General features: G+C 60.6%; 12 protein-coding genes. 6 read left to right on the top strand and 6 right to left on the bottom strand.

What is annotated here, in order from left to right; all coding sequences use genetic code 11:
* Positions 1-33 precede the first annotated feature (33 nt).
* The gene (locus ACXAH0_RS15085) at positions 34-306 is read left to right on the top strand and encodes a hypothetical protein (RefSeq protein WP_475178799.1); all 273 of its coding nucleotides are present in this window, start codon (positions 34-36) and stop codon (positions 304-306) included.
* A 54-nt stretch (positions 307-360) separates the two neighbouring features.
* Here the strand turns inward: ACXAH0_RS15085 and ACXAH0_RS15090 are convergent, their stop codons facing one another.
* Positions 361-1,023, bottom strand: a complete 663-nt coding sequence (locus tag ACXAH0_RS15090; protein ID WP_475192514.1) for a LysE family translocator — start codon at positions 1,021-1,023, stop codon at positions 361-363.
* 128 nt (positions 1,024-1,151) lie between these two features.
* Between ACXAH0_RS15090 and ACXAH0_RS15095 the strand changes: the two genes are divergently transcribed.
* Positions 1,152-1,850, top strand: coding sequence for a hypothetical protein (locus ACXAH0_RS15095; protein ID WP_475192516.1), 699 nt, complete (start codon positions 1,152-1,154; stop codon positions 1,848-1,850).
* A gap of 77 nt (positions 1,851-1,927) precedes the next feature.
* On the opposite strand, the gene ACXAH0_RS15100 is transcribed toward ACXAH0_RS15095, so the two are convergent.
* The 4 genes from ACXAH0_RS15100 to ACXAH0_RS15115 form a co-directional block, all read right to left on the bottom strand.
* On the bottom strand, positions 1,928-2,590 hold the full coding sequence (locus ACXAH0_RS15100) for an SAM-dependent methyltransferase (RefSeq protein ID WP_475178810.1): 663 nt from the start codon (positions 2,588-2,590) through the stop codon (positions 1,928-1,930).
* A 20-nt stretch (positions 2,591-2,610) separates the two neighbouring features.
* Entirely contained in the window at positions 2,611-3,873 is a 1,263-nt protein-coding gene (locus tag ACXAH0_RS15105; RefSeq protein ID WP_475178813.1) for a BtaA family protein, read from the bottom strand.
* Between the two features lie 155 nt (positions 3,874-4,028).
* The gene (locus ACXAH0_RS15110; protein WP_475192518.1) at positions 4,029-5,240 is read right to left on the bottom strand and encodes a L,D-transpeptidase; all 1,212 of its coding nucleotides are present in this window, start codon (positions 5,238-5,240) and stop codon (positions 4,029-4,031) included.
* A gap of 287 nt (positions 5,241-5,527) precedes the next feature.
* Complete coding sequence (locus ACXAH0_RS15115) at positions 5,528-6,862, bottom strand: dihydroorotase (protein ID WP_475178817.1); 1,335 nt, start codon at positions 6,860-6,862, stop codon at positions 5,528-5,530.
* Between the two features lie 173 nt (positions 6,863-7,035).
* Between ACXAH0_RS15115 and ygfZ the strand changes: the two genes are divergently transcribed.
* The 4 genes from ygfZ to ACXAH0_RS15135 all read left to right on the top strand — a co-directional run bounded on the left by ygfZ (position 7,036) and on the right by ACXAH0_RS15135 (position 10,954).
* Positions 7,036-7,941, top strand: coding sequence for a CAF17-like 4Fe-4S cluster assembly/insertion protein YgfZ (ygfZ, locus tag ACXAH0_RS15120; RefSeq protein ID WP_475178821.1), 906 nt, complete (start codon positions 7,036-7,038; stop codon positions 7,939-7,941).
* A gap of 24 nt (positions 7,942-7,965) precedes the next feature.
* Positions 7,966-8,628, top strand: a complete 663-nt coding sequence (locus ACXAH0_RS15125; protein ID WP_475178824.1) for a YfbR-like 5'-deoxynucleotidase — start codon at positions 7,966-7,968, stop codon at positions 8,626-8,628.
* 215 nt (positions 8,629-8,843) lie between these two features.
* Positions 8,844-9,350, top strand: a complete 507-nt coding sequence (locus ACXAH0_RS15130; protein ID WP_475192653.1) for a tyrosine phosphatase family protein — start codon at positions 8,844-8,846, stop codon at positions 9,348-9,350.
* Positions 9,351-9,754: 404 nt separating this feature from the next.
* Positions 9,755-10,954, top strand: coding sequence for a cell wall hydrolase (locus tag ACXAH0_RS15135; protein WP_475178827.1), 1,200 nt, complete (start codon positions 9,755-9,757; stop codon positions 10,952-10,954).
* Positions 10,955-10,963: 9 nt separating this feature from the next.
* Here ACXAH0_RS15135 and ACXAH0_RS15140 read toward each other — a convergent pair whose 3' ends face one another.
* Positions 10,964-12,559 (bottom strand): L-aspartate oxidase, encoded by a 1,596-nt coding sequence (locus ACXAH0_RS15140; protein ID WP_475192657.1) that lies wholly within the window; start codon positions 12,557-12,559, stop codon positions 10,964-10,966.
* Positions 12,560-12,762: the final 203 nt, after the last annotated feature.

Consider the following 12,762-nt stretch of genomic DNA (forward strand, 5'->3'; position numbering starts at 1 on the left):
CCAAAGGTTCGGGACAGACCGGTAAGGATACGAATGATAAACGACGATCATGCAGAAGCGGCAATGGATGCCGAGTTCGCCGAAGACGAAGACATCAGACGTGCTGCTCTCGGCTTTATTTCCGATGCCTGGGCCGAAGCCATTGCCAACGGGGTGGATGCGGACGCTGTCGCCCATGCTGCCATGTTCACCGCCCTTGCCGACCTTGTCGCAGCATACGGGGAAGATGCCGTCGCCAAGCTGGCTGAAGGTCTGCCGGACCGGATCCTCCAGGGCGACTACACGGTCAACCGGGTGCTGCAATAGTCCTGGCAGACTGACAACAAGATGCAATGAGGCTGGGTCACCGGCCTTTTTGCTTCAATGCGTCCAGATGCCGGAAGCATGGCTGCTGCCATACACAGCCAGTTTTATATAAATGGTCACACCGAACAGAATCAGGACCGCACCGGCAATGTGGTTGGCCCGGTCCAGCCAGCGTTCGTCAATCCTGGCCTTGAAATAGGTTACCACCGCCGATACCCCGACCCACCAGGATGTTGCTCCGCATGCAACGCCAGCGACCATCATCAGCGAGCCGAGATGGTCGCCATGGACCGGGCGAAAATCCCCCAGCACCCCGAAGATCGCAGCAAAGGCGAAAATCGTTCCCGGATTGGTGACTGCCATGAAGAATGCGGCTGTTGCGTCGGTCAAAAAGCCATGGTCGCGGCCATTGCCCTGCGCATCCAGATGAGTATGGGTGTGCCAGATCTTGAGCCCGAACACGATCAGCAGCGCACCGCCCGCAAACTCGATCAGGCTGAGCTGGCCTTCGACAAAATTGGTGATGGCAGACACACCAAAGATCGCAACAATGGCAAAGAGCGTATCAGCCAGAACGGCGCCCAGACCAACAAACACCCCGTGGTTGAAGCCACCGCGCGCAGCGTTCTGAATTGCCATGACATTGACCGGCCCCACCGGAGCGGTTGTGAGAATGCCGACGAAATATCCGATCAGCACATATTCCAAAACGGTCACAGCCGGCCCTTCTCGCTCATCCTTGACCGGGAAATTCCTCTCTCCCGGTTCCAACCCTGCCATGAATTGTTTAAGGAATGACCCTGTGGGGCATACCGATGAGCGGAAACAGTGTTCAGGAGTTCACGATGGGACGGACGATTTTGGCGGTGGCTCTGGTGCTCGGCCTTTGCACGGAGGTGGCAACTGCAAAGACCGTTACCATACAGACCATTCCCATCGCTCCCCAGGACACGACCCAGGCGCCGCCGATCCCCGATGCACATCTGAGCGGCCCGCAGACCGAGGCCGATCCGGCGCAAACGGAACCCGGGGACGGGCCCAGCGCAAACGGTTCGGCCCGGCAGGCCGAGGACGCAGCCCCGCCGCCGGTTCTTTACAACACGTCGATGCTGCCGAAGCCGGTGGCCCGCATGCATGCACAACTGACCGAAGCCGCCCTGTCCGGCAGCATGGACCGGCTGCGCATGGTGCTGGAAAGCAATGAATTGCCGCCCACCCTCTCCTTTGGAGACACCGGCGACCCCATCGATTTCCTGAAATCCAGTTCCGGCGATGGCGAGGGCTTCGAGATCCTGGCGATCCTGGCGGATGTGCTTGATGCAGGTTTTCTCCATGTCGATGCCGGCACCCCTCAGGAAATGTATGTCTGGCCCTATTTCGCCCGCTATCCCCTGTCTAGCCTGCGCCCGGACCAGAAGGTGGAAATGTTCCGGATCATCACAGCCGGGGATTTTGCGGAGATGGAAGAATTCGGTGCCTGGACGTTCTACCGGGTCGGAATTGGCCCGGATGGCACCCTGCATTATTTTGTCGCCGGGGACTAGGAAAGCCCCTGACGGACCGGCGCGTCTTTGCTTCTGCACGCCCCCGCAGCCGCGCAACAGCACAGAATCTCCCCCTTTCAGGGAGCCTTGTGGAGCTCCGCATAGTCGGCATAGCCCCGGTAAAGCGGTCTTGCCTCCAGTCTGCAGCCGGTCCGGTCCGCCAACTCGCGCAATTCCTCTTCCAGACCAGCCCGTGGCGTTACATGGAAGGATCTCAGCCAAGCAAAGAGCAGTTTGCGGAACCAGCCGGGCAGGCCTTTCTGCTGACCGAAATCAACCACATGGATTCGTCCGCCCGTTGCAAGCCGGGCAGCCCCGGCCGCCAGCGCCTCGCGCCAGATCGGGATCATCGACAAGGTGTAGGAATAAAACACCCGGTCAAAGGCAACGACACCGGTTGCCTTGGCCGACGTGGCCTCCGGGTCAGCCGCATCCCCTTCGATCAAGGTGATCTGGTCGCTCAACCCGGCCTTGGCGATGTTCTTTTCCGCCGTTTCCAGCATGTGCCTGGAAATATCCAGACCGACAAAGCGCACATCGGGATGTCTTTTCGCCGCTGCAATCAGGTTGCGCCCGGTGCCACAGCCCAGCTCCAAAACAACCCCCTGGCGGGGCGGGTCCAGCCGGGCAATCAGATGGTCCCGTCCCAGAAGATAATATTTACGCGTGAAATCATAGACATGGCGCTGATGGCGATAGACAGCGTCCATCAGCTTTGCCGTTTCAACCGCTCCCGTCATGCCTTGTCCCGTACCGCGTCTCAGCCGTTAAACACATAAAGGTGGAAACCACCATAGATGGAGGAGCGGTCCTGACGGCCAAGCTCCAGGCTTTCCTCTTCCTCATAGGTCCAGCGGTCCAGGATCTCGTCGGCCACACGGCCGGGCAGCAAGGTCGGCTCAGCAGCGGTGCGGAACACCACCCGTGCGCCCGGGCGGGCCGTGCGGGTGATTTCAGACCAGAGAGCGTTGAGCTGATGATCGGTCATCCAGTCCTGGGCATCGAGCAGCACATAAGCGTCCAGAGATCCCTCATCGACGGACTGGAGATGTTCGGTGAAGTTCCGGTTCAGAACCCGCACCCGACTGGCCCGTTCGCGGATCTCTTCAAAATGATCGCGCTTCAGATAGGGCGGCAGCGGGCCGGATTCCCCGGTGGTTTCTTGAGTCTTGGGCGCATAGCCCCGGCCAAAGGCCTGCCAGGCGAAATAGTTGTCCTTCATGGAAAAGTCGCAGGCGAGTTTCTCCAGCCGTTCCTTGAGCACCGCGGACATATTTCCGTCCGCATTGGCGGACACGAGCGCGTCATACTGCGCTGGCGGAATGCCGAGGCCATAAAGAGACATTTTCTTTGACGTCGCCCAGCGCACCAGGCGCTTGTCGAAGAGCGGCGCCAAGGCGCTGTCGAAGAAGCTGCGCTGTTCTTCCAGGGACCGGGTCTTGACCATATGTTTCGGATCGATCCCGTAAAGGCGGGCGACCAGATGGCCAACCCCGATGCAATAGCCGAGCAGTCCGTGATGGTAGAGATCGCGGGAGAACAGGGTGATGCGCTTGCGGCCCCAATTGGCCAGATCCCGGCCTTCCCAGTAGGCAATCGTCTCTGGATCGAGATTGTCTTTCAAAAACCGGTTATAGGCGGCCACATTGGCCTTTTCATCGGCTTCACCGAAGAACCGGTAGAAGGTTTCGTAATTGGGGAAGTGCTTGGCAGCGGCCAGTTTGAGGCGGCCCAGCGCCACATGGGCCCGGTTCAGGTCAACGGCGGTGATCTCGGCCGGGTTGGCGGTGAGATAGGACATCACATTGCAGCCGCCGGACGCGATCGCAATCATTTTGGACTCGGGTGTCAGCCGCAAGGCCCGCATGTCCACATCCGGATCTTCCCAGATCTGCGGATAGACAAGCCCCTTGAAAGCGAAGGTGAAGAGGCGCTCCAAGATCCCTTCCCGGGATGTTGCCTCCGAACGGTGCACCGCATTCTTGAGACGTTTCTTCGAAGCTGTGAGCGTGCTCTGCGCCATTACTTTCTCCCGAGTCATCGCGCGACTGAATTGCCCTGCGATACGGCAAGCAGACGACAATTTGGTGACGCTGACAGGAAAAACTGCGCTTATCCGGATAATAAAAACCCCCGCAAGTTGCGGGGGCTGTTCGTGCTGCGGACGGGTCCGGTCCTTTAGCGGGTAATGACCACGAAATCCGTGCCCAGTCCCGTATTGCGCTTGTAACTGCGGTCAGTCACCGTCAGCGATGTGCCGGGGGTCAGCATCCGGGACAGGTCAACCGCCACTTTTGCGGAGATCTCAAGCCGGTTCAAAACGTCCTCGGCTGTGCCGCCGCGCTCCCCTTCCGCCGACACCGCAATCCACTCGACTGTTGTATCGCCCTGCTCAAAGCCAAGCGCGGTGAAGACATGGGTGCCGATTTCCTGATCGATGTCCTTGATGGTGACTGGAGCGGAATAAATGTCCCGGAACTTCCGGCGCACACGCAGCATCGCGTTTTGAGGCTTTTCATAGCCGGCTTCGGCAAAAAGGCGCGCGGTCAGCCCATCTGTGATGTTGCCGGTGACCGGCAGCTCGGCACCTTCCTGATAAAGGCGGATGGCAGCCCGGGTCTTGCGGCCCGCAACACCGTCCACTGGACCGGCCTCATAGCCGAGCTTGTTCAACAGCCGCTGCAGCACCTTCACCTTGTTGGGCGGCTTTTGCGGCGTAATGATCATTCGCAGCGGACGGTCGAAATGGGGATTGTCCGGCTGGGCAACTGTCAGCGGCGCCTGGAGCGCGGCCGGGCGGATGGCCCCGCGCAGGGCCGGGTCCGACTCAATTGTCTTGCCGGACAGGCTCGCCACCTCCGTGGCTGGCGCATAGGGCTGAGGCAATGCGGGGCTGCGCACACTTTGCGGCGCCGCCTCGCCCTTTGTCACAACCACCTGCACGCCCCGCTCCGTCATGGAATAGAGCGACTTGGCAAAGGGGCGCGGCAGACGGATGCAGCCATGGGAGGCCGGATAGCCGGGCAGTTTGCCCACATGAAGCGCCACACCCGACCAGGTCAGGCGCTGCATGAACGGCATCGGCGCATTGTCATAGAGATTGGAGAAATGCTTGCGGCGCTTTTCCAGGATCGAAAACACCCCGGTCGGCGTACTGTGACCGCGCTTGCCGGAGGAAATCGGCGACACTTCAATCAGATCCAGTCCCCGGTACACCCGGATGTTCTGCTCTTTCAGCGACACCAGCATATGAAGCGGCGCTTCGGGCGCTTGCTCGGCGCCAGTCTCAGGCGCTGTATCGCGCGCCGAAGCAGCGGTGACAACGGCCATGGACATGGCCGCGGCGGTGAAAAGCCGGCCAGCCGGACCGGTGCGCAATATATGAAACATTCCAAACAACATCCCGGAGCTCCCCAACGCAAAACCCAAAAGCTCAACGAAAACCCTTTACCCAAGGGAACTATGACCTGTAACGATTTGAGATCAGGTTAGGAAACACGGTTACCCATTTGTTTCCAGACCTGACCGCCCATCCAGCTTGACATCCTAGCCAGCCGGCCACTGTCATTCACATCACAAATTGTTTGGAACCGTCACAACACGCCCGACGATCCAGCATGCCGAGCCCCGTAGGCGGATCGCACCCCGTCTTCTGACTTTGAAAACGCTACGTCAGGTTACTTTTTGGACACACCATCTTGAAAAATCACCGCTTCGCCTTCGGACGGGGCCGTCAGCTCGCCCTCCCACATCACCTGATGACCGCGCACAATCGTGCCCACGGGCCAGCCGGTAACGTCCTTGCCGTCATAGGGGGTCCAGCCGCATTTGGAAGCGATCCATTCGTTGCGAATAGTCTCTGTCCGTTTCATGTCAACAACCGTGAAATCGGCGTCATAGCCAACGGCAATCCGGCCCTTGCGCGCAGGCTGGAACAGGCGGGCCGGGCCTGCGCTGGTCATGTCCACGAACCTCGCGAGGCTCAAGCGCCCCTTGTTCACATGATCCAGCATGACCGGCACCAGGGTCTGCACCCCGGTCATGCCGGAGGGCGATGCGGGATAAGGCTTCTGCTTTTCTTCCAGAAGATGCGGCGCGTGATCGGATCCGAAAATGTCCAGAATGCCCTGTTCCAGGCCCCACCACAGTTTTTCCGAATGCCGGGGCGCACGCACAGGAGGGTTCATCTGCACCAGGGTCCCGAGGCGCTTGTAAGCCTCGTCCGTCAGGGTCAGGTGGTGGGGGGTCACTTCAATGGAGGCCACGTCCTTGTGAGCGATCAGATAGTCGACCTCTTCGGCGGTGGACAGGTGCAGGATATGGATCTTCGCCCCCGTTTCCCGGGCAATGCCGACCAGGCGCTGGGTGCATTGCAGGGCCGCGATCTCGTCGCGCCAGACCGGATGGGAGCTTGGGTCCCCCTCGATCCGCTCGCCCTGGCGCGCCCGCAGCCGGAACTCGTCTTCGGAATGAAAGGCCGCCCGGCGCCGGGTCGCCGACAGGATGTCGCGCACGCCCTGGTCATCTTCCACCAGAAGGTCCCCGGTCGACGAGCCCATGAAGACCTTGATGCCTGCCGCCGCAGGCAGGCGTTCCAGTTCGGGAATGTCTTTCACATTGTCCCGGGTGCCACCGACCCAGAAGGCAAAATCGCAATGCATGCGGTGGTGGCCGCGCCTGACCTTGTCCGCCAGTGCGCTTTCCGACGTGGTCAGCGGATTGGTGTTCGGCATTTCAAAGACCGCCGTCACCCCACCCATGACGGCCGCGCGCGAGCCTGATTCCAGATCTTCCTTGTGGTCCAGCCCAGGCTCGCGGAAATGCACCTGAGTGTCCATGACACCGGGCAGAACATGCAGCCCGGTGCACTCAATCACCCGCTCCGCCTGGGGGCCCTCAAAAGTGCCGATCCCGGCAATCCGCCCGTCACGGATGGCCACATCACGCTGGCCCTCACCATCCTGATTGACGACGGTTCCGCCTTTCAGGATCAGGTCATAGGTCTCGCTCATGGGCTTCCTCCGGCTTCGGCTGGGTCAGGGGTGAGTATGCTTCCGGGCTTATACGCGGGCTGCCCGCAAAGGACCAGATCCGTCTTCAGAAATCCCGGCCTTGCCCTCCTGTCCCAAAACACTTATTTCGCCGGTCAAGACCTGCGTCCTCTGAGCCCATAAGGAGCGCCCCCTTGACCGCCACCAAGACCGACGCCAAGACCGTTGACCTGACCGACCGTGCCTTGATCCGCGTTGCCGGGGATGAGGCCCATCATTTCCTGCAGAACCTGGTGACGGCCGATCTGGAGGAGACGGACAGAACAGGCGCTTCTTCTGCAGCTCTCTTGACGCCCCAGGGCAAGATCCTGTTCGATTTCCTGATTTACAACACCGGGGACGGCTATCTGCTAGACGCGCCTGCGGCCATCGCGGCAGATCTTCTAAAACGGCTGAGCTTCTACCGGCTGCGGGCCAAGGTTGATCTGGCGCTGGAAGCCCCTGAGATGACCGTGTTCGCGCTCTGGGACGGCGCAGCAGAAGCGCCCGGCGCACGCGTTGATTTGCCCGATCCGCGCTTGCCTGCGCTCGGACGGCGCGTGGTCGGTCCGGCGGATCTGTTTGCTCAGTCTTCAGGCGCAGATACACTCCCCCTTGCAGCCTATGACAGGCACCGGATTGCCCTCGGCGTGCCCGAGGGCCTGAAGGACTATGTCTATTCCGACCTCTTTCCCCATGATGTCGACCTCGACCAGCTGGGCGGTGTCTCCTTCACCAAGGGCTGTTATGTCGGCCAGGAAGTGGTCTCTCGGGTGCACCACCGGGGCACCGCCCGCAAGCGGTTCTTGAAAGCGGCCGCAAAAAGCGCCCTGCCGGAGATGGGAACCCCCGTGACGGCGGATGGCAAGGCCATCGGCGCGATCGGCTCGTCGGCTGTCACCGGAGACAGCGCCCTTGCGCTGGCGGTGGTGCGGCTTGACAAGGCGGCTCAGGCCAAGGAAAACGGCACCCCTCTTGACTGCGGCGGCGTGGAGATTCAGGTCAGCATCCCCGATTGGGCGGCGTTTACCTGGCCTGAGACGGCCGCAGCGGACGGATAGTGCCACTCACGACATTCAGGACCGATGCCCACAGCCCGCCCCGATCAGCCTCCCCGCGCCTGGCAACGCATGTTGTCCGGCAGGCGTCTTAATCTGCTGGATCCCTCGCCCCTGGATGTGGAGATCTCCGACATTGCCCACGGGCTTGCCCGGGTCGCCCGCTGGAACGGGCAGACCAATGGCGACCATGCCTTTTCTGTTGCCGAACATTCCCTGATTGTCGAAGACATTGCCCTTAAGCTGAAACCGGACCTGCCCGCCCATTGGCGTCTGGCGGTGCTTTTGCATGATGCCCCCGAATATGTGATCGGCGACATGATCTCGCCGTTCAAGGCGGTGATCGGTGAAGCCTACAAGGCCGTTGAAGGGCGTCTTCAGGCTGCCGTTCATGTGCGCTTCGGCCTGCCCGCGGAGATCCCACAGACCGTGAAGAAGCTGGCCAAGCGGGCCGATATCATCTGTGCCTATTTTGAAGCGGTTGAACTGGCCGGCTTCGATGATATGGAAGCCGCCAAGATTTTTGGCCGCCCCAGAGGCTTTCAATCGGACAGCACGGGAAAGCTGCGCTATGGATTGAAACCGCTTCCCGTCGCCAAAGCTCAGGAGCTGTTTCTGGAACGCTTCCATGCGCTGGAAACCTTGCGTGAGCGCGAAACAGCTCGCGGGAGCAAACGTGCAAAGGCGTGACTTTGCGGACAAAGGCCCTAATTTGGTGAATTTGAAATGTGCTTCATATTCGCAGCAACTTCCGGAGCGGGTTTCAAATTCGAAAACCACACTAGAAACATAACCTTGCTTGTCACCTCCTTGACTCTGAAGTTCGTTCGGAGCGTGCCGGGGCATGAGACGAACTCCAGAGTCAGGTGACTAGTTTTATGGACACAAACGAAACCGGTTCCGCCATGCTGCACGTGTGTTCTCTTTCCAAACTGAACGAAACGGTCGCCCGGACCGGGGCGAAATCCGTTGTCACATTGATCAATGCGGAAATGGCAGTGTCCACCCCGGCAGGTGTGGATCCCGGCCGGCACCTGTTTCTGGCCTTCAATGACATCGTGGAGCCAATCGCCAATCTGACCCCGCCCAACGAGACCCATGTTCAGGCGCTGATCGACTTTGCCGGTGCCTGGGACCGGAAAGCGCCGCTGGTGATCCATTGCTGGGCGGGTATCAGCCGCTCCACCGCCGGGGCCTATGTGGCCGCCTGTGCCCTGACGCCCGATTCGGATGAGTACCGGCTGGCCTCCTTGCTGCGCGAGCGGTCCCCGTCGGCCACCCCCAATGCCCGGATCGTGGCCATGGCCGACAAGCTGCTGGGCCGCAACGGGCGCATGATCGATGCCATCCGGGGCATCGGCCGGGGGGCAAACGCCTTTGAAGGCACGCCTTTCATCATGCCGCTCGACTGACGACAGCGCTGCGATCCTGAAACGGAGATGCGGGGCTGCGCCCCTTTTTCCGGGCTGGACTGGACAGCCTTACGGCTGTGGCCAGACCGGCCCAGACCCATTCCGGCACCTTGCGTTAAGTTTTCTTTAAAGAAATACCCAAGTAAAGCCTTCGTGATCAGAGAGCGAACCACCACAAGATTAACCATGATTTTCGGGCTTTTAGAAAAAAATTGGCGAATACAGGCCAATCACAACTCCATTAACGGACTTTCAAGGTTAAGCAGACATTCTCAATTCAAGCACGCCCGTTGACAGGGCGTTAGCACTCACCGCCAAGCCCATCGCGGCGGTGTGGAACGAGTTGGAGTTGGCTGCGTATGTTTGGCCCAAGACCCCGCACCAGAAAGCGGTTTACTTCTGCTGTGAAACACAAAGACGGCCCGGCCCGTGCCCGCATGCGCCGGTTAAAACACGTGCTTCTGGCGAGCCCTGTTGTCTTTTTCGGTATTGGCGGCACCATCGGAAATCAGGACATCTTTGCCCTGATCAACGCGCGAAACGACACGCCGCGCTGGATGATGGCGCTTGAACCGGCCAATTTCACCTCCAAGATCGCCCCCAAACTGGAGTTGGGCACCCCGGCCGTGCCGGACTATACCAATACCCCTGTTCTGACGCTGACTTCTGCGGAAAAGGGCTTCAAGCCCCGCGCGCTTTACGGCCTCAAACAGGTGGTCGAGGACATCCGCCCGACGGAAATGCCGTCGGAAATTGTCACCAACACGTCCGCCAAGGGGGACCGTCGGATCACACTCGCGCCCGACCGGCAGATGGTGGACCGTTCGGCCGGCAACGTCTATGCCATGTCCAGCCTGATCTCCAACGAGAAAAAACACGAAGACCTGCCCCGTGTGGCCTTTGTGAAACCGGAGCCGCTTGACCCTGAAGAAGAAAGACGCCTGACAGAAGCCAGCAAGGACGGGCTTCTGGAAGACGGGCCGATGGATCTGCAAAAGGTGATGATGGCCCGCAATGCTGCGGCCGCCAGCTTCTCGCTTGTCTCCGCCTATGCTCCGGACAGCGTGAAGGAAACCAAGGATCCGTTCGACGCCTTGTTCGGAGCCGCAAAATACGAACAGGAGCTGCCGCCACCTGAAGACCCGGACAACCCGCATTGGTGGGCTCAGAAGCCGCTTCCGCTGTCCGTCGGCGAAAAGAAAGAGCAGCGCTGCCTCGCCGAAGCGATCTATTTCGAGGCCCGGGGCGAAAGCGAAGAGGGCCAGGTGGCCGTCGCTCAGGTGGTGCTCAACCGGGTAAAGAACCCTTCCTACCCGAGTTCCATCTGCGGGGTCGTCTATCAGAACCGCCACAAGCGCAACCGCTGCCAGTTCTCCTTTGCCTGTGACGGGATCAAGGACCGGATCAACAGCCCCGAGGCCTGGAAAACGGCCAAGCGACTCGCCCATGAGGTTCTGGACGGCAAGCGTTACCTGAAAATGGTCGACGCCTCGACCCACTATCATGCAACTTATGTTAATCCTCGGTGGGCGCGGTCCATGAACAAGCTCGGCCAAGTCGGCCTGCATATTTTCTACAAGACAAAGGCGGGCGGCTGGAATTAGGACCTGCCGTCAAGACGTGCCCAGCACCTCGGCCGTCTGAGCCTCGACTTCGTTCAAAGTGGTGAAAGAGCGCTTGGCAAGTTCGGGATTTTCCTGCGGAAAATCACTGCGGAAATGAGCACCGCGGCTTTCTGCCCGCATCAGGGCAGACGCCACAATGATCTTTCCGGCAATCATCATGTTCCTGATGGACTGGCGCACGCAGATCTGTTCGGCCGCCGCGATTTCAGCCAGGGCCGATTTCAGCCCGTCCGCGTCCCGCACGACCCCGGCATGTTTGCTCAAGACCGTGCGCAGCACAGAGATGGCCCCGCGCTCGTCCACATTGCGCTGGCTCGGCAGATCAGGTGCATCGTCCATCTTGTTCCAGTAGGCGCTGCGCGGGGTGGGCATGAGCCCCTGAATGTCTTCTGCAATTCTGGAGGCAAAGACAACCGCTTCCAGCAGCGAGTTGGAGGCCAGCCGGCTCGCCCCATGGGCGCCGGTTGCCGCCGCTTCCCCAGCAGCCCAGAGCCCATCCAGCGAGGTACGCCCATTGGCATCGGTCAACACGCCGCCCATGTGATAATGCTCGGCCGGGGCCACCGGCAGCAGGTCCTTTTGCGGGTCAAGCCCAGCCGCTGACGCTGCCGCAAAAGCTGTCGGGAAGGACTCGGCAAAACGGGGACCGATCGCCTCCCGGCAATCCAGAAAGGCGCCCCGCTCCGCCTGGATCTCCACATGGATCGCCCTGGCCACCACATCGCGCGGCGCCAGTTCCAGATCCGGATGAACGCCCTCCATGAAGCGGTCCCCTGCCTTGTTGACCAGCACCGCTCCTTCGCCGCGAAGGGTTTCCGATGCCAGCGGAGCCGGGTCCTTGCCCACATCAAGAGCGGTCGGGTGAAACTGGACAAATTCGGTATCTGCCAGCACCGCCCCGGCGCGGGCTGCCATGGCCAGGCCATGGCCATTGGCCTCGTGGGGATTGGTGGTCAGGCCGAAGAGATGGCCGACCCCACCAGAGGCCAGAACCACAGCCTTGGCCGGAAAGGCCAAGCGTGACAGCCCGCCACGGCGGCGGACCAGTACACCCGTCACATAGCGCCCCTCCCCCAAGAAGCTTTCGCCGATATAGCCTTCAAGAACCCGGATGGACGGCGTGTTGCGGACCGCCGTGATCAACGCATCCATGATTGCCTTGCCGGCCATATCCCCGCGCACGCGCACCACACGGCTATGGGTGTGGGCCGCTTCGCGGGCCAACTGCAGGCGGCCCTCGAGGTCCTTGTCGAAGGCCACCCCGTAGGACAGAAGATCCTCCACCCGGGCATTTCCCTCCCGGGTCATCTGCTCGACAATCTTGTCCTCACAGATGCCGCAGCCGGCTGCGACGGTGTCGTCCCGGTGTTTTTCGACCGAATCCTGTTCGGAGATTGCCGCAGCGATGCCCCCCTGGGCCCAGGCCGAAGACGCTCCCTGGCCGATCGGCGCGTTGGTGATGACCGTCACCGGCCGCGGGCTGAGCTTCAGGGCACAAAAGAGCCCGGCCAAGCCGCCTCCCAGAATGACAACATCATCCACATCCTTGCCAAAGTGGGCAGGTGCAAAATCGTCAACCGACATGGCCATCAACAAAGTCCTGAAACAGTTTGGGCAAAGCCCGACACGGGATCCCGCCGGAAACGATTGTCAAGAGAGACGGTCCCTAAGCCGGATAAGGTCATTTTCCGGTACATACCAAAGACAGTCAGAGTTTCAAGCCGCTCCCGCCCTGCCCGGCCCGGTTCTGCCCCAAAAGAGACAGGATCCTCACTCTCACCTATTCC

Source organism: Roseibium sp. AWQ4_290 (assembly GCF_056160985.1).